Origin of the sequence: Novosphingobium sp. YAF33, from assembly GCF_052113265.1 — a bacterium.
GTDB lineage: Bacteria > Pseudomonadota > Alphaproteobacteria > Sphingomonadales > Sphingomonadaceae > Novosphingobium.
Genome location: NZ_JBFRCW010000004.1, coordinates 122631 through 146605 on the forward strand (window position 1 = coordinate 122631; position 23975 = coordinate 146605).

At 67.6% G+C, this 23975-nt stretch carries 19 protein-coding genes; 13 read left to right on the forward strand and 6 right to left on the reverse strand.

The window, feature by feature from the left end:
• Window positions 1-4: 4 nt before the first annotated feature.
• The 3 genes from AB4Z00_RS09960 to AB4Z00_RS09970 all read right to left on the reverse strand — a co-directional run bounded on the left by AB4Z00_RS09960 (window position 5) and on the right by AB4Z00_RS09970 (window position 3859).
• On the reverse strand, window positions 5-1291 hold the full coding sequence (locus AB4Z00_RS09960) for an acetyl-CoA C-acetyltransferase (RefSeq protein ID WP_431567701.1): 1287 nt from the start codon (window positions 1289-1291) through the stop codon (window positions 5-7).
• On the reverse strand, window positions 1288-3555 hold the full coding sequence (locus AB4Z00_RS09965; protein ID WP_442045804.1) for an acyl-CoA dehydrogenase: 2268 nt from the start codon (window positions 3553-3555) through the stop codon (window positions 1288-1290). The genes AB4Z00_RS09960 and AB4Z00_RS09965 overlap by 4 nt, the downstream gene beginning before the upstream one ends.
• Before the next feature lie 91 nt (window positions 3556-3646).
• A complete protein-coding gene (locus AB4Z00_RS09970) occupies window positions 3647-3859 on the reverse strand; it encodes a DUF2945 domain-containing protein (protein WP_442045805.1) in 213 nt (70 codons plus the stop codon).
• A 185-nt stretch (window positions 3860-4044) separates the two neighbouring features.
• Between AB4Z00_RS09970 and AB4Z00_RS09975 the strand changes: the two genes are divergently transcribed.
• From AB4Z00_RS09975 to AB4Z00_RS10025, 11 genes are all read left to right on the forward strand, one after another.
• A complete protein-coding gene (locus tag AB4Z00_RS09975) occupies window positions 4045-5994 on the forward strand; it encodes a methyl-accepting chemotaxis protein (RefSeq protein ID WP_442045806.1) in 1950 nt (649 codons plus the stop codon).
• Window positions 5995-6049: 55 nt separating this feature from the next.
• On the forward strand, window positions 6050-7378 hold the full coding sequence (locus tag AB4Z00_RS09980) for a chemotaxis protein CheW (protein ID WP_442045974.1): 1329 nt from the start codon (window positions 6050-6052) through the stop codon (window positions 7376-7378).
• 38 nt (window positions 7379-7416) lie between these two features.
• Window positions 7417-8490 carry a chemotaxis-specific protein-glutamate methyltransferase CheB gene (gene cheB, locus AB4Z00_RS09985; RefSeq protein WP_442045975.1) on the forward strand — a complete coding sequence of 358 codons (1074 nt, stop codon included), beginning with the start codon at window positions 7417-7419 and terminating at the stop codon, window positions 8488-8490.
• Window positions 8487-9335: a CheR family methyltransferase gene (locus tag AB4Z00_RS09990; protein ID WP_442045807.1), complete on the forward strand. Its 849-nt coding sequence runs from the start codon at window positions 8487-8489 to the stop codon at window positions 9333-9335. The genes cheB and AB4Z00_RS09990 overlap by 4 nt, the downstream gene beginning before the upstream one ends.
• Entirely contained in the window at window positions 9335-11272 is a 1938-nt protein-coding gene (locus tag AB4Z00_RS09995; RefSeq protein WP_442045976.1) for a chemotaxis protein CheA, read from the forward strand. The genes AB4Z00_RS09990 and AB4Z00_RS09995 overlap by 1 nt, the downstream gene beginning before the upstream one ends.
• Window positions 11269-11514, forward strand: a complete 246-nt coding sequence (locus tag AB4Z00_RS10000; RefSeq protein ID WP_442045808.1) for a hypothetical protein — start codon at window positions 11269-11271, stop codon at window positions 11512-11514. Before AB4Z00_RS09995 ends, AB4Z00_RS10000 begins: the two co-directional genes overlap by 4 nt.
• Window positions 11515-11609: 95 nt before the next feature.
• The gene (locus tag AB4Z00_RS10005) at window positions 11610-11993 is read left to right on the forward strand and encodes a response regulator (protein ID WP_132265947.1); all 384 of its coding nucleotides are present in this window, start codon (window positions 11610-11612) and stop codon (window positions 11991-11993) included.
• Window positions 11990-12628: a chemotaxis protein CheX gene (locus AB4Z00_RS10010; RefSeq protein ID WP_132265945.1), complete on the forward strand. Its 639-nt coding sequence runs from the start codon at window positions 11990-11992 to the stop codon at window positions 12626-12628. The genes AB4Z00_RS10005 and AB4Z00_RS10010 overlap by 4 nt, the downstream gene beginning before the upstream one ends.
• Complete coding sequence (locus AB4Z00_RS10015; protein WP_442045809.1) at window positions 12621-14657, forward strand: ATP-binding protein; 2037 nt, start codon at window positions 12621-12623, stop codon at window positions 14655-14657. Before AB4Z00_RS10010 ends, AB4Z00_RS10015 begins: the two co-directional genes overlap by 8 nt.
• 115 nt (window positions 14658-14772) lie before the next feature.
• Entirely contained in the window at window positions 14773-15234 is a 462-nt protein-coding gene (locus AB4Z00_RS10020; protein WP_442045810.1) for a pyridoxamine 5'-phosphate oxidase family protein, read from the forward strand.
• Window positions 15235-15292: 58 nt separating this feature from the next.
• Window positions 15293-15865 (forward strand): 3'-5' exonuclease, encoded by a 573-nt coding sequence (locus tag AB4Z00_RS10025; RefSeq protein ID WP_442045811.1) that lies wholly within the window; start codon window positions 15293-15295, stop codon window positions 15863-15865.
• 6 nt (window positions 15866-15871) lie between these two features.
• Here the strand turns inward: AB4Z00_RS10025 and AB4Z00_RS10030 are convergent, their stop codons facing one another.
• Window positions 15872-16789 (reverse strand): LysR family transcriptional regulator, encoded by a 918-nt coding sequence (locus AB4Z00_RS10030; RefSeq protein WP_442045812.1) that lies wholly within the window; start codon window positions 16787-16789, stop codon window positions 15872-15874.
• Window positions 16790-17004: 215 nt separating this feature from the next.
• On the opposite strand from AB4Z00_RS10030, the gene AB4Z00_RS10035 reads away from it, so the two are divergent.
• Together AB4Z00_RS10035 and ppdK are read left to right on the forward strand one after the other, a co-directional pair.
• Window positions 17005-18234 carry an MFS transporter gene (locus AB4Z00_RS10035; protein ID WP_442045813.1) on the forward strand — a complete coding sequence of 410 codons (1230 nt, stop codon included), beginning with the start codon at window positions 17005-17007 and terminating at the stop codon, window positions 18232-18234.
• Between the two features lie 166 nt (window positions 18235-18400).
• Complete coding sequence (gene ppdK, locus AB4Z00_RS10040; RefSeq protein ID WP_314466592.1) at window positions 18401-21079, forward strand: pyruvate, phosphate dikinase; 2679 nt, start codon at window positions 18401-18403, stop codon at window positions 21077-21079.
• A 103-nt stretch (window positions 21080-21182) separates the two neighbouring features.
• On the opposite strand, the gene AB4Z00_RS10045 is transcribed toward ppdK, so the two are convergent.
• Window positions 21183-22070 carry a LysR family transcriptional regulator gene (locus AB4Z00_RS10045; protein WP_132265937.1) on the reverse strand — a complete coding sequence of 296 codons (888 nt, stop codon included), beginning with the start codon at window positions 22068-22070 and terminating at the stop codon, window positions 21183-21185.
• A 58-nt stretch (window positions 22071-22128) separates the two neighbouring features.
• On the reverse strand, window positions 22129-23823 hold the full coding sequence (locus AB4Z00_RS10050) for a glycoside hydrolase family 43 protein (protein WP_442045814.1): 1695 nt from the start codon (window positions 23821-23823) through the stop codon (window positions 22129-22131).
• Between the last annotated feature and the right edge of the window lie 152 nt (window positions 23824-23975).

Sequence of the window (23975 nt, forward strand, 5' to 3'; positions counted from 1 at the left end):
TCCTTCATGCGCGTTCGATCAGCATGGCGCCGCCCTGGCCCCCGCCGATGCATTCGGTGGCGATGCCCCGGCCGCTGCCCAGCCGCTCCATCGCCTGCACCAGATGGAGCGCGATGCGCGCGCCGCTGGCGCCGACCGGATGGCCGAGCGAGATCGCCCCGCCGTCGACATTGATGCGCCCGGGATCGATAGTGCCCGCCGCGCCGTCCAGACCGAGCACCTCGCGGCAGAAGCCCTCGTCCTGCCAGGCGGCCAGGCAGGCCAGCACTTGCGCGGCGAAAGCCTCGTTCAGTTCCCAGAGGTCGATGCTGTCGAGCGAAAGTTCGTTGCGTTTCAGCAGTGCGGTGGAGGCAAGCACCGGACCGAGGCCCATGATCGAGGGATCGAGCGCTGACCACTGGCTGTCGACGATACGCGCGCGGGGCTTGAGGCCATGGCGCTCCACCGCCGCTTCCGAGGCGAGAATGGTCCAGCAGGCGCCGTCAGTGATCTGCGAGCTGTTGCCGGCCGTGACTTTGCCGTAGGGCCGCTCGAACACGGGCTTGAGCTTGGCCAGCTTGGCAGGCTCGCTGTCCGGTCGGACGCCGTCGTCGTGGTCGTGGACGGTGCCGTCGCGGGCGAAGGCGGGTTCGAGTTCGCCTTTCAGCCAGCCTTCCGCCTGCGCCTTCGCCAGCCGCTTGTGGCTCTCTACCGCATAACGGTCCGCCGCCTCGCGCGAGATCGAGAAGAGGTGAGCGAGCACTTCGGCGGTCTGCCCCATGCCGAGATCGGTGATCGGATCGGTCAGCCCGCGTTCGAGGCCGACGATGGGCTTCAGGAAATCGGGCCGGAAGTGGCTTGCGGCCTTGAGCGCGCCAAGCGGGCCGGCCTTGTTGCCCTGCATTTCCGCCAGCCATTCCACCGCGTCCTGCCGCAGCACCAGCGGGGCGTGGCTCAAGGCTTCGGCTCCGCCTGCCAGGATCAGGTCGCTGCCGCCGTCGGCGATGTAGCGATAGGCCGTGTCCATCGCCTGCATGCCGGAGCCGCAATTGATCTGCACGGTGAAGGCGGTGGTCTGCGGGCCGCAGCCAAGGCGCAGGGCGGCGACGCGGGCCGGGTTCGCCTCGTCCGCGATGACGTTCACGCAGCCCAGGATCACCTGATCGAAGGCCGTCGGCGTGAATGGCTGGCGCAGCAGCAGCGGCCGCCCGCATTGCACGGCCAGATCGACCGGCGTGAAGGGACCGGGGCCGCCGCGTGCCTTCAGGAACGGGGTGCGGGCACCGTCGACGATATAGACCGGGCGGCTCATTCGGCGGGCTCGGCGATGCGCGGGGTGGCCGTTTCGTGGCCGGACTGGTCGAGGTCTTCGGCCGCGAAGTCGTCCACCGCGATCACTTCCGCCACGGCCGCATCGGCGGCGCGCAAGCTCTCCAGTTCCCCATCGGTGATGAGGCCCTGTTCGTGCGCCTTGTCCAGATCGCGGATGCGTGCCTTGCGCAGGCGGTCGTGGACGGGCTGGGTCGCCACGGTTTGCTGGAAAGCGTCGGTCAGGCGGCCGACGGCCTCGTCCGCCCCCCCGATATAGACGTTCTCCACCAGCCGCTCTCGCGCGGCGCAGGGTTCCAGCAGGATGTCTGCGCACTGGCGGATCGTGCGGTCCGACGGGCCGTTGCGGCGGCCGAACGGCTGGATGAACAGGCGCAGCATCCAGCCGACCGGACGGGCCGGGAAGTTGGCGATGATCTCGGCAAAGCGCTGCTCGATGGTGGCGAAGCCGCTTTCCATGCACCAGGCCAGCAGCGGCAGGTCTTCGTCCTGCCGCCCTTCGTCTTCCCAGCGCTTGAGCGCGCCGGACAGCAGGTAGAGTTCGGAAAGCACGTCACCCAGGCGGCCCGAGAGCAGTTCGCGCCGCTTGAGTTCGCCGCCGAGCGTCAGGAACGAAATGTCCGAAACGAAAGCGAAAGCGGCGGCATAGCGGCTCATCTGCCGGTAATAGCGCGTGGCCTTGCCTGCCCTGGGCGCGGGGGCGAACCTGCCGCCGCTCCAGCCGCGCACGAAGGCGCGGATCGCCGTTTTCAGCGCATGGCCGATGTGCTTCCACAGCACCTGGTCGAAATTCGCCAGCGCCCGGCCGCGATTGGCATCGCCCACGGCGCGGATTTCCTCCAGCAGGTAGGGGTGCGAGCGGATCGCGCCTTGCCCGAAGACCATCAGGCTGCGGGTGAGGATATTGGCGCCTTCCACCGTGATGCCCACCGGAATGGCGCGGTACTGGCTGCCGAGGTAGTTGCGCGGTCCTTCGATGATCGCCTTGCCGCCGTGCACATCCATGGCATCGTTGATAACGACGCGCATCCGCTCGGTGGCGTGGAGCTTGAGGATCGAGGAAATCACCGCCGGGTGGTTGCCCTGGTCCAGCCCGGCGCACGTCAGCCGCCGCGCGCCGTCCAGCAGATAGGCGTTGCCGGCGATGCGGGCGAGGCGCTCCTGAATGCCTTCGAACTTGCCGATCGGCAGATTGAATTGCGAGCGGACGCGGGCATAAGCGCCGGTGGTATGGGCCGCGAAAGCGCCTGCTGCCGCCGAGAGCGAAGGCAGCGAGATCCCGCGCCCGGCCGCCAGCGCGCTCATCAGCATCTTCCAGCCCTGGCCGACGCGCTCCGGCCCGCCGATCACGTTGTCGAGCGGGATGAACACGTCATGGCCTTCGTTGGGACCGTTCTGGAACGTCTGCATGGAGGGGATGTGGCGGCGGCCGATGGTCACGCCCGGCAGGTCCGTGGGCACGAGCGCCACGGTGATACCGATATCGTCCTGATGGCCCAGCAGATGGTCGGGATCGCGCAGCTTGAAGGCCAGGCCGAGAATGGTCGCGACCGGCCCCAGCGTGATGTAGCGCTTGTGCCAGTTGAGGCGGATGCCCAGCACGTCCTCGCCGTTCCATTGGCCCCGGCAGATCACGCCCTCATCGGTCATCGCGGCGGCGTCGGACCCGGCCTCGGGGCTGGTAAGCCCGAAGGCCGGCACTTCGCGCCCGTCGGCCAGGCGGGGCAGCCAGTGCTCCTGCTGTTCTTTCGTGCCGAAGCGCAGGATCAGTTCGCCCGGCCCAAGCGAATTGGGCACCATGGCCGTCACTGCAGTGGAGACCGAGCGCGTCGCGATCTTGCGCACGATTTCGCTATGGGCGAAGTTGGAAAAGCCAAGGCCGCCGTGTTCCCTGGGGATGATGATGCCGAAGAACTTCTCGCGCTTCAGGAAGTCCCAGGCTTCGGGCGGCAGGTCGCGGGTTTCCCAGGTCATGCGCCAGTCGTCGATCATGGCGCAGAGCCTGTCGACCGGGCCGTCCATGAAGGCGCGTTCTTCTTCGGTCAGCGTGGCGGGCGGGATCGCCAGCAATTGCTCCCAGTCCGGATTGCCAGTGAACAGCGCGGCGTCCCACCAGGTATTGCCTGCGTCGATCGCCTCGTTCTCCGTGGCGGACAGTGCGGGCAGCGCGGACTGAACGAGCGAAAGAACCGGACGGGTGAGGATTTCGCGGCGGGCGGTGGTCATGATATGGGTCGCGGGCGACATCGGGCAGGCTCCTTCTCCTGCCCCGCACAACGCCTCTGCAAGGCGAATTGCTCCCGGCTCCGTCTCAAGTCAGCCTCGCGCAGACGCGGCTTCAGGACTTGCGCCGCAGTTCCTCGGGCTTGTGCGCCGCTTTCTTGCCCGACTTGTCGCTCTTGACGATATATTGCGGGTCGTCCGGCGTGGCGGCGATCTTGTGGCGCTTGATATGCGTCTCGGTGGTCTGCTTCTTCTGGACAGTGCCGTGTGTCGCGCCCTGGCTGGTGTCCCACTCCACCTTGTCGCCCTTCTTGAATTCCTTCGTCATGGCGCTGTCGCTCCTGCTCGCGGATATTCCCCGCCAACGCCCGCCGCCGGGTCGGCGTTCCTGTTCGTCCGCTCCTTTCGCGCCTGTGCTTTAGTGCTGGGAGCTTGATGGCGGCTATGGTTTGCGCATATGCCGGGAGGATCACGAGTGGCCCATCCGCTGCCGGGTCATCTGAGAGGTCTTCCATGCCCCTAGTCAAGAAATCCGCGCTGGCCGCCCGCAAGACGGCCCCCACGGGCTCCGGCACCGATACGGTCGCCCCGCAGGCGGTGCCGCGCACGGCCGCGGCATCGGCCCGTGGAGGGCGGCGCGCGGTCACCGTGCTCGAACGGCTGGACGAGGCGACGCAGGAACTCGCCAGCGGGCTTACCGAGGCGGCGAGCGCTGCGGGAGAACTCCAGCGGGCGGCCGATCACATTTCCGTCTCGGCCGAAGAAGCGGCAGGCGCGGCCCAGGAATCGCTTGGGCTGATCGCCAGCCTGCGGGGCAATTTCCGCGAATCCAGCGAGCGCGCGGGTGCTGCGCAGCGGCACATCGAACTGGTGCAGTCGGGCTTTGCCGAAGCGGCGACACAGATCGACGCTTCGGTCGCGGCGATCGTCCTGAATGGCGAGCGGCAGCTGGGATCGGTCCAGCTTGTCGAGAAGCTGGAGGCCACGGCCGCGTCGATCATCGCGATCGGCGGCACGGTGGCGGACCTTTCGGAGCAGACCGGGATGCTGGCGCTCAACGCCGCGATCGAGGCGGCGCGCGCCGACGAGGCGGGAAGAGGCTTCGCGATCATCGCCGACGAAGTGCGGGAACTGGCCGACGATTCGGAGCGGAACGCCGCGGAAATCCGCAGCCTGGGTGACAGCATCGTCTCCGAAATCCGCCAGGTGGCCGAGCGCATCCGCCGTGCCGCCACGGTTGCCATCGGTCAGGCCGATGGCGGGCGGGCGCTGGTGAACGATCTTCAAGAGGCGCGCGGGCGGCTGTCCTCGCTCGGGAAGGGCGCGCAGGATATCGCGCTGGCCGCCATGGAGGCCGACAGCGCCGCCACCGAGGCGGAGAAGGGCGCGGAGCAGATCGCCGCCGCGGCCGAGGAGCAATCGGCGGCAGCGGCAGAAGCGCGGCAGGCCGTGGAGCAGCAGGCGGCCTCGCTGGAGCAGAGCCAGCAGACCGCCGAGACGCTGGCAGTGCTGGCAGACCGGCTTTCGGGCGAAGTCGGCGCAGAGAACGCCGGGCAGGGCCAGGAAAGCGGCGCGGCCGAGCAGATCGCGGCGGCCGCCGAAGAGCTTTCGGCCACCGTGCAGGAACTGTCCGGCGCGGCGGGCGAGATCCTCGTGGCCATCGAGCAGATTTCGCGCGGCGCACAGATCCAGGGCGCAGCCACCTTGCAGGCCAGCGCGGCGATGGTGCAGATCGAAAAGGCGGCTATATCCGCCCAGGAACGCGCGGAAGAGGCCAGCACGGGCATCGCCGCAGTGATCGCCACGACCGAGCAGGGCAGCACCCAGGTGATGGCCCTGGTGTCCGGCGTCACCGAAAGTGTCGAGGAAACCCGCGCGGTGCTGTCGTCGCTCGGCACGATCGGCGACACCGGCCGCCGGATCGAGAAGATCGGCGACGGCCTGGCACTGGTCGCGCTCCAGACCAACATGCTCGCGGTCAACGGCGCGGTGGAAGCGACCCGAGCGGGTAGTGCCGGCGCCGGTTTCTCGACCGTGACCGGCGATATTCGCAAGCTTGCGCGAGAGGCGGCTGCCAATGCGCAAGACGTCAAGGACGCGGTGCGCGCCATCCAGGACCACTTGACCCTCGTACGCAGCGATCTCGACCAGATCGTGGGCGCCGCTGAAACCGAAGGCGGGCGGAACCGCGCGATGATCGAGCGTTTCTCCGTCATGGCCGAAAACCTTTCCGAGACCGGGCGCGGAAATGCCGCCATTCTCGGCGGAGCGCAGGCGATCCTGCACGCCGTGCGCGAGATCCGCAGCGGCAGCGACCAGATCGCCTCGGCCGCCGAACTCGCCGCAGGCGCAGCCCGGCAGGCCAGCGCTGCCGCCCGCCAGCAGGCGCAAGGCGCGGAAGAACTGGCGGCGGCGATCGAGGACATCGCGGCGCTGGCCGTTTCACTCGACCGCGGCGCCTGATCGGTCCGTGTCCGCGCGGGCGGCGGCCGAAAGCGAAGATACGGTTCTCAATTTCGTGGCGGGCGGTCGGCGAATGGCCCTGCCTGCCCGCCTGGTTCGCGAAATCTCGGCTCTGCCGCGACTGACCCCGGTGCCGTTCGGTGCCGCCAGGTTGCTGGGCCTTGGCAACTTTCGGGGGCACATCCTGCCCGTTCTCGCGCTCGGGGATGCCAGGAATGGGGCCGGCGAAGGGGCGCCCGCGCGGGCCTTGCTGCTGGACGGCGCCCGGCCTGTGGCGCTGGCGGTGGATGCCGTTCTGGGCCTCGGCGCAAGAGGGGATAGCGAGAACCTGGACCTCGATGCGCTGCTCGCGGCCAGTTTTCCGGCTCCGGAGCGACGCGCTGCGCGCCATGCACCGCTCCATGCGGAGCGCGGCGAAGCGGTGCGGGACGAGCGCCTGGCACTTCTGGTCATGGATCTGGCCGGCCAGCGCTTCGCCTTGCCCGCCGATCAGGTGCAGGAAGTTCTGACGAAGCCCGCCGATCTTGCCGTCGTTCCCGGAGCGGCGGCAACGGCGCTGGGGGCCATCGAACATCGCGGCAGCCTTTTGCCGCTGTTCTCGCTGGCCCGCCTGCTGGGTTTCGAGGCCGAAGTCCCTGCCGCGCGCGAGCAGATCGTGGTCGTGCGCGTCGGCGCGGGCCGGGTAGGGCTGGTGACGGAACGGGTGCGCAATGTCGTTCATGTCGAGCATGGGCGCCTGGAGCCGGTGCCGGGCGTGCTGCTGCGCGGGGATGCGGAGACTTCGATCCAGGCGATCTGCCGTCCCGGTTCGGGCGAGCGCCTGATTTCCGTGCTCGATGCCGATCATTTGCTCGATGCCGAGGCGGTGGCCGGGATGGAGGCGCTTCCCGACTTGCCGGATGTGACCACCGCGGCTGTGGAGGCGGAGAGCGCCTACCTTGCCTTGCGAGCGGGTGGAAACCGGCTGGCGATGCCGCTCGGCTCCGTGGAAGGGGTGGCGCGGGTGCCGGTTCTCTCGGCCATTCCCGATGCGCCGGGCTGGCTATCAGGCATGGTCAATGTGCGCGGGTCTGCAGTGCCGGTGATCGATGTTTCCATGCGGCTCGGCGGCGGATCGGTGGCGGAACGGGAGGGCAGGCGCCTCGTGCTCGCGCGGCAGGGCGGGGATGTCGTCGGCCTGCTGGTCGAACGCGTGGACGGCCTCATCAGGCTGACGAACGCGGCCATCGAGCATCCAGAGGCCGGCGGCGAGGCGGACGCGATCTTCGAGGGTTATGTGCGCCTGGCCGATGGTGCCGGCGCGGGAGAGCGCATCGCCCTGCTGGTCTCGCCCCTGACCCTGATCGACGCGGCCGGGCGCGATCTGCTGGAGGCGGTGCGTTGACCACGATCCGGCTGCTGATCGTCGACGATTCCGCGCTGATGCGCAAACTGCTCGTCCAGCTTTTCCGCGAGGACGGCGGGTTCGAGATCGCAGTCGCGCGCGATGGCGCCGAGGCGCTGGCCATGCTTTCCACTTTTGCGCCCGATGTGGTGACGATGGACGTTCACATGCCGCAGATGGATGGGCTCGCCTGTCTCGACCGGATCATGGTGGAGCGGCCCTGTCCGGTCGTCATGGTCTCGGCACTGACGCAGGAGGGCGCCGACGAGACCCTGGAGGCGCTGTCGCTGGGTGCGGTCGATTTCGTGGCCAAACCCGAGGGGCCGATCTCGCTGGAGATCGACCGGATCGCCGACCCGCTCGTGGAAAAAGTGCGCGCGGCGGCGTCTGCGCGCCTGCCGCGCTTCGTGCGTCTGGCCGACCGCCTGCGGGCAAGGGCTCATGCGCGCGCTTCTGCGATGAGGACCGGGCATGCCGCTGAGACGCAGCTTGTCGGGAGGGAACCGGCCCAGCTGCCGGGCGCCGAACCGCTGGACGGCATTTCCGCGGTGATCGTCGGTTCCTCTACAGGCGGCCCGCCCGCGCTCGATGCCTTGCTGCAGCCGCTGCCGGCGGACTTCCCCTGGCCCATTGTCATCGCGCAGCACATGCCGGCCAGCTTCACCGGGCCGCTCGCCCGCAGGCTCGACCGGCAATGCGCGCTGACCGTCAGCGAAGTGACCGGCGCGGAACCGCTGCTGCCGGGGCATGTCTATATCGGCCGCGGCGATGCCGACGTGATCCTGTCACGCCGCCGGGGAGAGGCCTTCGTGCTGGCCGCGCCCGCCCGCGCCGACTTGGCCTGGCACCCGAGCACGGATCGGCTCGTCGATTCCGCATGCGATGTGCTGGGCGCCGAGGCCCTGGTGGGGGTACTGCTCACCGGCATGGGCAACGACGGGGCGCAGGCCATGGCGCGCATGCGGCGCGAGGGTGGCCGCGYGATCGCGCAGGACGCCGACAGCGCCGTCGTCTGGGGCATGCCGGGGGCGCTGGTCGCGCTGGACGGCGCTGACCTGGTATTGCCGATGGACCGCATCGCCGGCCAGTTGCTCGACTGGGCCGGCGCATGACGGATACCGGAACGGGCATTTCGCCGGGTTCGGGCGTCGAGAACGCCGATATCGCGCGCATCAGCGACTTGCTGCGCGGCTGGACCGGCATGACTTTCGGCCCGAACAAGACCTATTATATCGAGCGCCGACTGGTGGATCGGATCCGGCGCACCGGATCGCCCGATGTCCGCGCCTATTTCACCCGCCTCCTGACCGACGCGGAAGAACGGCAGCAACTGATCAATGCCGTCACCATCAACGAAACCTATTTCTTCCGCGAGGAACACCAGTTCGCGGCGCTCGCCAATACGATCCTGCCGGAACTGGCCCGCACGCGCATTCCCGGCGACCGCATCCGCATCTGGTCGATGCCCTGCGCAACGGGCGAGGAAGCCTATTCCATCGCGATCTGGCTGCTCGAATTCTGGCCGCTGGTGGATGCCTATAACATCGAGATCGTCGGCTCCGACATCGACACCGCCGCGCTCGCCGCCGCGCGCGAGGGCGACTATGGCGAGCGCGCCGTGGCCCGCATGCCCGAAGAACTGCGGGCGGCCTATTTCGAGCGGGACGAGCGGCACTATCGCCTGATCGCGGACTTGCGCGAATCCGTGCATTTTGCCTACGCCAATCTGATTGACGCCAGTTCCATGGCCGCACAGGGCCAGTTCGACGTGATCCTCTGCCGCAATCTCCTGATCTATTTCGACGAGGCAGGCAGGCAGGTGGCGGCGGACAACCTGCATGGTGCGCTGCGCCGGGGCGGCTATCTTTGCCTTGGTCACAGCGAATCGATGACCCGGATCGACGATCGCTTCAATCTCGTTCGCCTTGACGACGCGATCGTCTATCGTCGCTCATGATGGACGAATTGCTCGAACAGTTCCTGATCGAGGGACGGGATCTCGTGGCACAGGTGCAAGGCGATCTGGTGGCCCTGGCGCGCCAGCCCGAACGCCGCGACGTGCTCGACAGCCTGTTCCGCGCGGTCCACACGCTGAAGGGCTCGGTGGCCCTGTTCGAAATGGCGCCCGCCGAGCGCCTGCTGCACCGTGCCGAGACGCGCCTGGATCAGGCGCGGCGCGGCGATGCGGTGCTGACGGCGGAAGACTTCGACGGCTTCGTGGCAACGGTGGACCAGGTCGACCGCTGGATCGACGATGTGGAACGCGACGGCCGGCTGCCGGCGGATGCCGAGACGCGCAGCCTTGCGCTCGCGGCCTCGCTGGATGCAGCGGAACGCCCCGCCGCGGTGCCGGAAACGACCGGCGAACTGCCGGACTGGACCGCACCGATTGTCCGCAGCGCTGCCGCGGCGGATGGAGCCTGTGCCATGGCCGCCTTCCGCTACAGGCCCGATCCGGATTGCTTCTTTCGCGGCGAAGACCCCCTGACCGTCGTGCGGGCGGTGCCGGGCCTGCTGGCGATGGAACTGCAACCGGCGCCGGACGCGCCGGACCTCGCGCAGTTCGAGCCGTTTCGCTGCGCGATGCATCTGCTGGGGCTCTCCAGCGCCGAGCCGGACGATGTACGCGCGGCCTTTCGCATGGTGCCCGATCAGGTCGAGGTGGTGCGGCTGCGCCAGGGCGAGAGCGAACCCGGCGCGGCGGACACGGCCCCGGCCGACCCGGGCGAGGGCGGCGGCATGCTGCGCGTCTCGGCCTTGCGGCTGGACGTTCTCGCTGCCGAAGTGGGCCAACTCGCGGTGGCGCTCAATGCCCTGGAGGCGACGGCAGAGCGCGCGGCGGTGACGGACCGCGCGCTGGCCGCCGAGCTGCGCCGCGTTCAGGGCGAGCTGTCACGCGCGCTGGGGCGGCTTTCCTCGACGGTGGCCGAAGTGCGCCGGGTGCCGTTGCAGCCCGTCCTGCGCCGTCTGCCGCGTCTGGCGCGCGAACTGGCCGCTTCGCTGGGCAAGGACGTGCGGTTCGAACTGGCCGGCGAGGGGGCGGAAGTGGACAAGCAGGTGGCGGACGCCATCTTCGAGCCGCTGCTCCATCTCGTGCGCAACGCCATCGACCACGGCCTCGAAAGCGCCGAGCGACGCGCGGAGGCCGGCAAGCCTGCCACCGGGACCGTCCGCCTGAGCTTCCAGCGCAGCGGAGACCATCTCGCGGTCGCGCTTTCGGACGACGGCAAGGGCATCGATGCCGCGGTAATCCGGCAGGCGGCGGTGGCTCGCGGCCTCCTGGACGAGGCGGCGGCGGCGGCACTGACGGATCGCCAGGCCTTGCGGCTGATTTTTGCGCCGGGCTTTTCCACCTCGCAAGTGGTTACCGACGTGTCGGGCCGGGGGGTGGGCATGGACGCCGTGCAGCGCGCGGTCGAGCGGATGCAGGGCTCGATCGAGGTGGAGAGCACGCTCGGCCAGGGCACCGATATAGCCATCCGCCTGCCCCTCACGGCGATCCTGACGCGCCTGGTTACGGTGCGTGTCGCTGGCGAGCGCTATGGCCTGCGCATGGACCAGATCCACGAGACGCTGCGCATCGACCCTGCGGAGATCCAGGAGCTTGGCCATGGCCGCGCCTGCGTGATCCGCGACCGCACGGTGCCGGTTTTGTCGCTGGCGGCGCTGCTGGGCCACGAGGACACGCCGGGGGCCGAAGCGGCGAGGCTGGTGGTGACCGGAGCGGCAGGCGAGCGGATCGCGCTGCGCGTAGACGCCGTGGGCGAGCGGATGGATGCCGCCGTGCGCGAACGCTCCGGATTGCTCGCCGCGATGCCGGCCATCGGCGGCACTGCCGTCGATGCCGATGGCGGGGTTCTGCTCGTGCTCGATCTGCCGGAGCTGCTGTCATGAGCATCGTCGTGGAAAGCGATATCGTGCGTCTGGTCGGGGCCTGCCCGGTCGAGGATGCGGAGCCGCTGCTTTTGGCGCTACAGGACGATCCTGAGCGCGTCGTGGACGTCTCGGCCATGGAAGGCGCGCATTTCGCGGTTTTGCAACTGCTGGCGCTGTTCGCCCGGCGGATCGAGGGGGACTTTGCCGATCCCCTGCTTCAGCGCCTGTCCTTTGCCGCACCGCAACCGCCGGCTTTGTAATGAAAGTTATACCCGCCTTCAGGATCGCGCCCTATAGGTCGGGAAAATCGCCCTCGCGGGCAGCACCATGAGCAGCAGAAATTGAGGAGCAGTCCGTGTCGGTTACCGTGATGATCGTGGATGACAGCAAGCTTGCGCGGATCGTGGCATCCAAGGCCCTGGCCCAGCTCCAGCCGGAGTGGAGCAAAGTGGAAGCCGGCAGCGCGCGGGAGGCGCTGGAAGTGATCGAAAACGAGACGGTCGACGTCTCGCTGATCGATTTCAACATGAGCGAGACGGACGGGCTGGAACTTGCGGCCGAGTTGCGCGCTATGCGGCCCGAGATGCCGATTGCGATCATCACCGCCAACATCCAGGACGAGATCATCGCCCGCGCCCGCGAAGTGGGTGCGGCGTTCATCGCCAAGCCCGTGACCAGCGATGGTCTTTCGGGCTTCCTTTCGGGTGCCGCGCTCAAGCTGAGAACGACGCGGGCATGATTCCGGAGCAGGTTGCCCTTACCGAGCTTGAACGCGATGCGCTGACGGAAATCGTCAATATCGGGGTGAGCCGCGCTGCCTCCAGCCTGCGCAAGATGATCGGCGAGCAGGTTCTGCTCTCCGTCCCTTCCATCGAAGTGGTGAGCCACCGGCGCGCCGCGCGCCTCATCAGCGAGCGCGAAGTGGCCGAGCTGATCGCGGTACGGCAGGATTTCCGCGGGCCTTTCTCGGGCCGCGCGCTCCTGATCTTTCCCGAGACGAACAGCCTCGAACTGGTGCGCGCCGTTACCGGCGGCGAACTCAGCGCCGAGGAAGTGGTAGAGATGGAGCATGAGGCCCTGGCCGAAACGGGCAACGTCATACTCAATTCCTGCCTGGCGACGATGGCGAACATGCTGAAACGGTCGTTGACGATGACGATCCCGGAAGTGCTTCGCGGCAATGGTGCCACCCTGTTCGAGGTGGACGAGTCCGGCGCCGAGGAAGGGCTCGTGCTGTTCCTCTACATCGACTTCGCCGTGCGCATGCGCGACATCAGGGGCTATATCGCCATGCTGATGGACATCCCCTCGCTGGCGACGCTGAAGGAACTGCTGGACGAATTCATCGCGAGCGTCGTGGGCGACGATGCCTGACACGGACGGGGGACCGGGCGGCGGCGCCGGTGATGGCAAGGGCGGAAACGGGATGGCGCGCGCCGCGGGCAGCGCCCTGAACGACGAGCAATTGCGCGCGGTCCTTGCGGCGGCCGGGGCCAGCGGGTCCTGGGACTGGGACATCGCCGGAGAACGCTTGTTCCTCGATGCCAGCTTCGCCGATCTCTACGGCCTGCCCACCGACCAGATCCGGGACGGTTTCCCCACCGCCACGTTCTTCCGCTCGATCCATCCCGAAGACCGCCCGCGCATCCGCATCGCGGTGGCGGGCATGCTGGCCGGGGCCTCGCTGTTTTCCAAGGAGTTCCGCGTCGTCACGCCGGCGGGCAAGGTCCTGTGGATGCACGGGCGCGGGCAATGTCATCTCGATGCCGATGACGAGCCGTTGCGCTTCACCGGCCTGCTGGTCGACGTTACCGAGCGCAAGCGTACCGAAGAACGCCTGCGCATCGCGCAGAGTGCGGGCGGGGTCGGCACTTTCGAATATAACGACGGCTTTGCGACCGTGTCCGTCTCCACCGAATTCTGCGTGTTGCTGGGCCTGCACCCGGCGGACCGGCTACCGCTGCGAACGATCAATTCGGTCGTCAGCGAAGGTGAACTGGCGCTGATCCCCGAAGGCGTGCAGGGCGCCCTTCCGGACACGCTGGCGGGCGAGTTCCTCATCCGCAGGGGCGACGACGGCGAACTGCGCTGGATCGCCCGGCGCGGCGAAGTGCAGTACGAGGCGGACGGCACGGGTTACCGTTTGCTGGGCGTCATCTACGACGTCACCAACGCCAAGCGGCAGGAAGCCACGCTGCGCGAACTGGCGGAAACGCTGGAACAGCGCGTCGCCGCCGAAGTCGCGGAACGCCAGCATGCCGAAGAGGCCCTGCGCCAGGCGCAGAAGATGGAGGCCGTCGGTCAGCTTACCGGCGGCATCGCTCACGACTTCAACAACCTCCTGACGATCATCATCGGCAGCATCGACATGGCCTCTCGCCGGGTGGCGCCTTCGGCCGATCCGCGCGTGCGGCGCTCGCTGGAACAGGCGATGAAGGGGGCCGAGCGCGCCGCCGCACTGACCCACCGCCTGCTCGCCTTCTCGCGCCGCCAGCCTCTGGACCCGCGCGCGGTGAACGTGCGCGACTTGCTGGAGGGCATGTCGGATCTGCTCTCGCGCACGATCACCGAAGCCATCGCCATCGCCATCGATGCGAATTCCGGCGTGTGGATGATCGAGGCCGATCCTCACCAGCTTGAAAATGCGATCTTGAACCTGGCGGTCAACGCGCGCGACGCCATGCCCGAGGGCGGTTCGCTGCGGATCACCGCCCGCAACGCAGTCCATTCCGGCACTGGCGGGGACATGCCCGCCGGCGATTATGTGGCCATCGAAGTGGTCGACAACGGCGTTGGCATGGACGAGGCGACGCTGGCGAAAGTCTTCGATCCCTTCTTCACCACCAAGGACGTGGGCAAGGGCACGGGGCTGGGCCTGTCGATGGTCTATGGATTCGCCAAGCAGTCGGGCGGCGGCATCGATATCGCCTCGGAGCCGGGCAGCGGTACGCGGGTGGTGCTTCACCTTCCCCGCGGCGATGCAAGCGCAGTAGAGGATCAGGCCTACCATCCCGCCGCCGAGGATTTCGGCCGCCCTTCCGAGACGATCCTGGTGGTCGAGGACGATGACGACGTGCGCCGCTACGCCGTGGGCGCGCTCTGCGATCTCGGCTACCGCGTGCTGGAGGCGGCCGACGGCTTTGCCGCGCTCGACTTGCTGCGCGGGCGCGATCGACCCGTGGACCTGCTGGTGACCGACGTGGTGATGCCGCGCATGTCGGGCAGCGAACTGGCGCAGTCCGCCCACGAGATCGTGCCCGGTCTCGGCGTTCTCTACACCTCGGGATACCCTCACGACGCGATCATGCACGAAGGGCGGCTGGGCGAGGGCGTGGAACTGCTCTCCAAGCCGTTCACCATGCAGGCGCTGGCCGCGAAAGTGCGCGAACTGCTGGACCGCTGAGCGCCGTCAACGCCGCAAGGTTCCGGCTGGCGACGCTCCTGCCCGCTTGGTCTTTCCCTCGGGAGCATCGACGCCCATCGCGGGTTGATTTCGGCAACCTCATGGGAGAACTGCAATGACCAGCAAGACCCTCAGCGACCTTGCCGAGAAGATGAAGGACATAGATTTCACGATGCTCTCCACCCACGGCCCCGGCGGCACGATCGCCGCGCGGCCGATGAGCAACAACCGCGATGTGGAATATGACGGCGATTCCTGGTTCTTCACGACCGAGGATGCCGCGATGGTATCCGAGATCGCCGACGATCCCCGCGTCGGCCTGAGCTTCCAGGGCAAGGCCGGGATCCTGGGCATGCGGCCATTCTTCATTGCCGTGGAGGGCAAGGGCGAACTGATCCGCGACAAGGCCCAGTTCGCCGCGCACTGGACCAAGGACCTCGATCGCTGGTTCAAGGACGGCGTCGATACGCCCGGCCTCGTGCTGATCCGCGTGGGAGCAGAGCGCGCTCACTATTGGGACGGCGAGGACGAGGGCGAAGTGATCGTGGAGAGAGGGTCCTACGTTGGTGGTCCCTGACGCTTTCGGCTCCGCAGGTCCGGCTCGGCGCGTCCCTCCGCGGGCGTGCTGAGCGGGCATGCGCGTATTCCTCGATTTCGAAGCGTCTTCGCTGGCGAAGCGCAGCTATCCGATCGAGGTGGCCTGGGTGTTCGAAGACGGGCGCTGCGAAAGCCATTTGATCCAGCCGCACCCGGACTGGACGGACTGGGACGAGGAGGCCGAGGCCATCCACGGTATCTCCCGAAGCCAGCTTGCGCGCGAGGGAGAGCCGCATGACCGGGTGGCGCTCCGCATGGTGGAGGTGCTGACCGGCCACGACCTCTTCGCCAGTGCGCCGTCCTGGGATGCCAAGTGGCTTAACGCGCTGCTGCGCAGCGTGGGTTTCCCCAAGCACCAGCTTCGGCTGGGCAAGACGTCCGAGATGATCGCACGGGAACTGGGCACTCTGCTCGGAGAAGCGTTGTCACCGGAGGAAGCCCGGGAGGCTGTGAAGGCAATTCTTGCGGAGACGGACCCGGCGCGGACGGGGCCGCCCGCCCACCGGGCGCTGCCCGATGCGCAGGCCGATTGCTCGCGTTGGCTCGCAGCGCAGGGGGCTGCCGAGGCGCTCCGGCAGGCGAAAGGCGATCTGCCGCCCCGGACGGCGTAGCGCCGACTACCCCGCCTGACCGCCGTGATCCTGACGAGCCGCGGCCATGAGGCGATCCTTGAACCAGATCATGCCCGCATCGCTCGCGCGGGCCGCGTGATACTGGATCATCTCCCGCATCGGCGGCATGGCGATCGGCGCGGGTCGGATTTCCAGCGGCAACAGGGGTGCAAATAGCCGGGCGAGCCGCTCATGCATCAAAGCCAGCAAGTGCGTGCCGGGCAGCAGCCATGGCACCAGCGAGAACGATGGCGCCGTCACTTCTATGCGCCGCCGGTCATCGGTCGCCAGCAGGTGCCGCTCTGCGAACGAGGGAACGCCGGTGATCCGTACCGCCACATGGCCGCAGGAATGGAAGGCCTCTTCGGTCATCTCGCCGGAAAAGACGGGGTTCCCCGACCAGCCCACCACGACGTGGCGCTCCTCGAACAGCAGTTCGCTGGGGTGGTCGGCGCTGAGGAACTGTTCCGGCGTGAGCTGGAAGTCGAGCTTGCCGTCTTCCAGCAGCGCGCTGGTCTGGCGGGTGGGCAGTACGACGTTGATCGCCACGTTCGGGGCTTCTGTCTTGAGCTGGGGCAGCAGGGGACTGAGCAGGATCGTGGCGATGTAGTCGGAAGCGGCGATTTCGAAGCGGCGGTCGGAGGTGGCCGGATCGAAGGCCGTGGCCCCGGATATGAGCGCGCGAAGGCTGCGGACCGCTTCGGAGACTTGCGGCGCCAGCGCCAGGGCATGGGGCGTCGCCACCATCCGCCGGCCATGCGGCACCAGCAGTTCGTCGTTGAGCGCCAGCCGCAGCCGCGCGAGTGCCGCGCTCATGGCCGACTGTGTCAGGTTGAGGCGCTGCGCCGCCCGCGTGACGTTCTGCTCCTCCAGCAGCAGCTCCAGCGCGATCAGCAGGTTGAGATCGAACTTGTCGAGGCGCATCGAATATCGATCCTGTCCATGATAAGAGCATTGAACCAGAGGTTTCATCGATGATGAACCGGTCCAAGTCCAGCCCTTTGGAAGCGATTTGCCAAGCGAGGCCGCCTGGCTATCATGCGCTTCATGTTAAAGAGGAATCAAGCGGGCCGCACGGGCCGATGAAGGCCGACGCTGGTCGCGACGGGAAGGAGCGCGGGCCTCTTTCGAGGCGCTCGATGGTGATCGCCGCATTCTCGACCATCGTCGAGTGGTACGATTTCACGCTTTACCTCTATCTGGCGACCGTGCTGTCGCGGGTGTTCTTCGGCGGCGGCGAAGGATCGCTTTCGGTCACGCTCGGCGGGTTCGCCGTGGCCTATCTCATGCGGCCGCTGGGCGCGGCGGTTTTCGGCCATGTCGGAGATCGCTATGGACGCAGGCGCATGATGCTGCTGTCCATGGCACTGATGACGGCGGCCATGCTCGCCACCGCCGCGATGCCGACTTATGYCAGCATCGGCGCGGCTTCGGGCTGGTTGCTGCTCGGCCTGCGCTGCGTCATGGCCTTCTCGGTCGGCGGCGAATATACCGGCGTCGTCGCCTATCTGATGGAAGGCGCTCACCGCCGGCGGCGGGGTCTGGTGACGTCCTCGGCGGCCGCCGCCAGCGAACTCGGCGGTCTGCTGGCGGCGGGCGTCTCGGCGCTGGTCGTCAATGCGCTGGCTCCGGCCGCGCTCGACGCCTGGGGCTGGCGCATACCCTTCCTGTTCGGCGCCGGCCTTGCCGGAGCCGTGCTGCTGGCCCGGGCAACGCTGGAGGAATCCCCCGAGTTCGAGCGGCAGGTGGTCCACCGCACGGTGCCCGAACGACCGCTGCGCCTCGTCCTTACCCGCCACCGCGCTGCGATCGGGCGCGGGTTCGCCATCTCCGCGCTGGGATCGATCACATATTACGTCGGCATCACTTATGTCCCGGCATTCGTCACCGAATCCGGCGTGATGGCGGAGAGCGAGGCCTTGTGGCTGTCCACGGCGGCGGCCTTCCTCGTCATTCTGGTCACGCCGTTCATCGGCGCGCTGTCCGACCGGATTGGGCGCCGACCGGTGCTTCTCGGCGTGGGCGCGCTGGCGGTGCTGCTGCCCGCCGCGTCCTTCGCCGCAATGGGAGAAGGATCCTACGGGGCCGCGCTGATCGGCGCGCTGTTGCTGGCGGCGCTGGGCGGCGCAGTGAGCGCGGTGGGGGCGGTAGCGACGGCGGAGCAGTTTCCCGGCGAGGGGCGTCTTTCGGGGCTGGCCCTGGGTGCCACGGCCGCGACGGCGATCTTCGGCGGGCTGGCGCCATTCGTGGCGCAATTGCTGGTCAAGGCAACGGGCTGGCAGGCCGTGCCGGGCGTGATGATCGCGATCGTGGCCATCGGAGCCTTGCCGGTATTCCTCAGAATGCCGGAAACCAGACCGACCCGCTGAAGCGCGCGAGTGCAGCCGGATTTCACAAATTGTGAAATCCGGCTTTGCCATTTATCGATGGTCGTCGCGGAAAAATCCCGTCATCTACACCGTTGCATCGCAGCAAAGTGCCGAATCCCGGTTCGGGCACAATAACGCTCCTGGCAGCAACGAGGTATTTCGATCCATGACGGCTTTGACTGAAACGCGCTACGTCTATCGCTTCGGTGGCGGCGTCGACGATGGTGGCAAGGGCGACAAGAACCTCCTTGGCGGCAAGGGCGCGAACCTCGACGGCATGGCTGCGATCGGCCTGCCGGTCCCCCCGGGCTTCACCATCACCACCGAGATGTGCACGCGCTACTACACGGACGGCGGCGTCTATCCCGAAAGCGTGAAGGCCGAAGTGGCAGAGGGCATCGCCCATATCCAGCAGGTGACCGGCAAGACCTTCGGCAACATCGCCGATCCGCTGCTGGTCTCGGTGCGTTCGGGCGCGCGCATCTCGATGCCGGGCATGATGGACACCGTGCTCAACCTCGGTCTCAATGACCAGACGGTCGAAGGCCTCGCCCAGACCTCGGGCGACGAGCGTTTCGCCTGGGACAGCTATCGCCGTTTCATCCAGATGTATTCGGACGTCGTGCTCGAACTCGATCACGGTGCCTTCGAGGAAGCGCTGGACATCGCGAAGGAAGATCGCGGCTACGACCTCGACACCGAGATGACCGCTGCCGACTGGAAGATCCTGGTCGCCGAATACAAGGCCATCGTCGAGAAGCTCTGGGACAAGCCTTTCCCGCAGGACGTGCACGACCAGCTCTGGGGTGCGATCGGCGCCGTGTTCGGTTCCTGGCAGTCGGACCGCGCCAAGGTCTATCGCCGCCTGAACTCCATCCCCGGCGAATGGGGTACGGCCGTCAACGTGCAGGCCATGGTCTTCGGCAACATGGGCGAAACCTCGGCCACCGGCGTCGCCTTCACCCGTGACCCCGCCACCGGCGAGAATGCGTACTACGGCGAATATCTCATCAATGCCCAGGGCGAGGACGTCGTCGCCGGCATCCGCACGCCGCAGTACCTCACCAAGGACGCCCGCGAGCGTGCCGGTGCCCGGGCCGCCTCGATGGAAGAGGCCATGCCCGAGACCTATGGCGAACTCGCCGGTGTGTTCGAAGTGCTGGAAAAGCACTACCGCGACATGCAGGACATCGAGTTCACGGTACAGCAGGGCAAGCTCTGGATGCTCCAGACCCGCTCGGGCAAGCGCACTGCCAAGGCCGCGCTGAAGATCGCGGTCGACATGGCGCGCGAAGGTCTCATCAGCGAGGAAGAGGCCGTTGCCCGCGTCGATCCCGCCGCGCTCGACCAGCTGCTTCACCCCACGCTCGATCCCGATGCGCCGCGCGACGTGCTCACCAAGGGCCTGCCTGCATCGCCGGGCGCGGCTTCGGGCGCGATCGTGCTCGATGCCGATACCGCCGAAAAGCTGGCCGAGCAGGGCAAGGCCGTGATCCTTGTCCGCGTGGAAACCAGCCCTGAGGACATCCACGGCATGCATGCCGCCCGCGGTATCCTGACCGCACGCGGCGGCATGACCAGCCACGCCGCCGTCGTGGCGCGCGGCATGGGCCGCCCCTGCGTCTCGGGCGCCGGCAGCCTGCAGATCGACAATGTCGCTCGCACCATGCGCATCGACGGGCGCGTCCTGAAGGAAGGCGACACCGTCACCATCGACGGCGCCACCGGCGAAGTCATGGCCGGCGAAGTGGCCACCGTGCAGCCGGAACTCGCCGGTGACTTCGGCACGCTGATGGAATGGGCCGACAAGGTTCGCCGTCTCAAGGTCCGCGCCAATGCGGAAACGCCGCTGGATTGCCGCACCGCGCGCGAATTCGGCGCCGAGGGTGTCGGGCTCTGCCGCACCGAACACATGTTCTTCGATGCCGCCCGCATCACTGCCGTGCGCGAGATGATCCTGGCTGAGGGCGAGGCCGAGCGCCGCGCCGCGCTGGCCAAGCTGCTGCCCGAACAGCGTGACGACTTCGCGGAGATCTTCACGGTCATGGCCGGTCTGCCGGTAACGATCCGCCTGCTCGATCCGCCGCTTCACGAATTCCTGCCCCATGCCGAGGCGGAATTCGAAGACGTGGCGCGTGCCGCCGGCGTCAGCGTAGACACGCTCAAGCGCCGCGCTGCGGAGCTGCACGAGGTCAACCCGATGCTCGGCCATCGCGGCTGCCGCCTCGGCGTGACCTATCCGGAAATCTACGAGATGCAGGCCCGCGCGATCTTCGAGGCGGCGCTCATCGTCAAGGAGAACACCGGCGAGGCGCCGATCCCCGAAGTGATGATCCCGCTGGTCGCCACCCGCAAGGAGCTGGAGCTGATGAAGGCCATTGTCGACCGCGTTGCGGCCGAAGTCTTCAGCGAGCGCGGCGCCACCGTGGACTACCTCGTGGGCACGATGATCGAACTGCCGCGCGCTGCGCTCAAGGCGGGCGAGATCGCGGAGCTGGGCGAATTCTTCTCGTTCGGCACCAACGATCTCACCCAGACGACCATCGGCATCAGCCGTGACGATGCCAGCCGCTTCCTGACGCATTATGTCGACAAGGGCATCTTCGCCCGCGATCCTTTCGTCAGCCTCGACGTGGACGGTGTCGGCGAACTGATCGAACTGGCCGCGGAACGTGGCCGCAAGACGCGCCCCGATATCAAGCTGGGCATCTGCGGTGAACATGGCGGCGATCCGGCCTCCATCGCTTTCTGCGAAAAGACCGGCCTCGATTACGTCTCGGCCTCGCCTTACCGCGTGCCGATCGCGCGCCTGGCGGCGGCGCAGGCGGCGCTTGCCAACAAGTAAGTCATAACCGCGTCGGGGAGGAGGAGCGACCTGACCGGGAATGCGGATCGCGCGCGATAGCGTGCGGTCCGCATTTGCTTTGGCCATTGCGAAACCTCGGCCTTCAGCGGCCGGCGGAGCGTTCCACCAGGAAGTCGATCAGCAGTCGCGCCGGGCCGGACAGGCTGGCGCCGTTGGCGGCGATCAGCATCTGGCGCTCGGCCCAGTTCTCGTCGAGTTCCACCAGTTTGAGACCCATGGGCACGATGAAGTTCTTGGCGGCTTCGCTGGGCAGGACGCCGATGCCGAAGCCGGCCTGGATCATGCGGCAGACCGCGTCATAGCTGTCTACGGCGGCGCGCAGGCGGAAGGACCAGCCCTGCTCGTCGGCAGCACGGGCGAGGAGGCGGGTATTGGCGGTATCGTAGCCCATTTGCACGAATTCGTGCTCGGCCAGATCGTGGAAGCGAACCGAATGGGTGCCGAAAAGCAAGTGCGGCGGGGCGACCACGGTGAGCCGGTCGCATCGGTATTTCCAGGTATCGAGACCCACCGTTCCCGGCTCTTCCATGATGACGCCCACTTGCGCTTCGCCGGCGCGAAGGCGGCCGACGATCTCTGCGGAGTAGACCTCCTGGATGTTCAGGCGGATCTTGTCGTTGGCATGGCCGAAAGCGGCGAGGTCGGCGGGCAGGAACTGGGTGATCGCCGAAGTGCAGGCGAGAATGTCGACGCTGCCTTTCAGACCGTTGGCGTAGTCGGAGAGGTCGGACACTGCCAGCCCGATGTCGCGCATGATGCGCTGGGCATGGGCCAGCAGGGCATTCCCCGCCGCCGTCGGCGTCACGCCGCGCCCGTTGCGGACCAGCAGTTGCACGCCGAGGTCCTGCTCCAGCTGGGTGAGCCGGCGGCTGATCGCGCCGATTGCGAGGTTCGCCTCGTCGGCCGCCCGCGACAGGCTCCCCAGTTCCGCAACGCGAATGAACAGTTGCAGGGTCGTCAGGTTGAGCATCGGATTTCGCGCGTTACGGCCATGAGCCGGTCTCTATAGTGCGCAACGCTCCCCGCGGCTAGCGCGCCGCGGCGGCTCGCGCTTGCCAGGCATAGGGGCCGACCACCGTACCTACGAAGCCGCCTGCCGACTTGGTGCTGAGAAAGCGCACGTCGACGGTCTGCGCCAATGTGGCGCGCTGCCCGTCCGCGGCATAGGAGATGTCCACGCTGGCGCCTTTGAAGTGGAGGAAGAGCGTGACCGGCCCGGTGCCTGCGAAGGGCTGCGAAGCGATCTCACGCTCGGGCGCATCGCCGTCGCGCACGAGAAGGGCGACGCGGGTGGTGCCCTGTTTGCGGAGAAGGCCGAAGAACAGGTAGGCCTTGTCGGACTGGACGGCGGCCAGTCCCGCGCGGTCGCCATCGGCGGCGGGCGCGTAGCGCAAGTCCACCGATATGGCGGCGTCATGGTGCTGCTGCCGCCTGCCCACAAAGGCGGGGGCGGCGGAGAGGTCGCCCAGCGGCGTCGCGCCTTCCAGTACCAGCGAGCCGTTTTCCAGCTTGTAGAACGGCGCGCGGGGCGTGCGCAGGCCGATCCAGGCCATGCCCAGCCGGTCGCCGTCGAACGTGTCGCGGTAGCTGTAGCCTCCCGAGGCAGCCGGTGCGGCGGCGCCGGCGGGCAGGTCCGGCCGAGCCGCGACCAGCGGGATGGCCTTGTCCGCCGGCAGGATACGCGGCCAGCCATCCTGCCAGGTGACGGGGAGCAGGAATGTCTCGCGGCCGATGTTGTAGTAATCGCCCTCATAGGGCCGGGTCGCGAGGAACGTTGCCCACCACTTGCCGTCCTGCGTTTCGACGAGCTTGGCATGCCCGGCGGAAGTGACCGGGTTGGCGCGCGCGGGATCGAGCGACCTCTGGCTGAGAATGGGATTGCCGGACCAGGGCACGAACGGCCCGCGCACGCTGCGGGAGCGAAAGACGACTTCGCTGTGCTGCTCCCCGGTGCCGCCTTCCGCGGCGATGAGGTAATATTGGCCGTCGCGGCGGAGCAAGTGCGGCCCTTCGATCCAGACGGGTTTGCGTGCCAGGTCCACGCCTCCGTTGACGATCTGCGTCGCTGCGCCGACCATCTTGCCGGCGTGCCAATCGAATTCCTGAACCCAGATCGCGCGGTGCCCTTCGTAAAGCGCGGTCCCGCTCGGCGCCCGGTTGTTGACGATGAAGGCGCGGTCGCCCTCCCAGTAGAGCGAGGGATCGATACCTTCGAACGACAGCCAGACCGGGGCCGACCACGGGCCTTTGGCGTCCTTCGCGGTCATCACGAAATTGCCGCCGCAATCGACGCAAGTGCCCAGCAGGTAGAACGTGCCCGCATGCCAGGAGATGTCCGGGGCGAACATCCCGCGCGAGCTTCGCAGGCCCGCGAAGTCGAATTGATCCGGGCGGTCGATGGCGTTGCCGATCTGGCGCCAGTTCACGAGGTCGGACGAAGCGAAGACCGGCAGTCCGGGATAGTGTGCGAAGGAGGAATTGACGAGGTAGTAGGTGTCGCCCACGCGCGTCACCGAAGGATCGGGATAGTAGCCGGGAAGGATCGGGTTACGATATTCTCCCGGGCCGGGCTCCACCGCGTCCTGGCTGCGGCCCTGGTAGGCAAAGTTGTTGAAACGGGCGCCGCGATCCGGTTCTGCCGCGCGTGCTGCCGGCATGGGGGACGCCAGCAAAGGCAAGGCGCCGGCGGCGAGCAGGAATGCAGCGCGAACGGATTTCAGCAATGGTTCTCTTCCTTTGCGGGAGAGCTTAGGTCACGCTTGATGGTAACGCTACCATAAACCGAGCAGGCCGTGATCGAGGCTGCGGGGCCACCCGTTCGGCGTAAATAGCACCTTCTCGGTCGTGGCGCATATCCCACACAAAGGCCGGACAG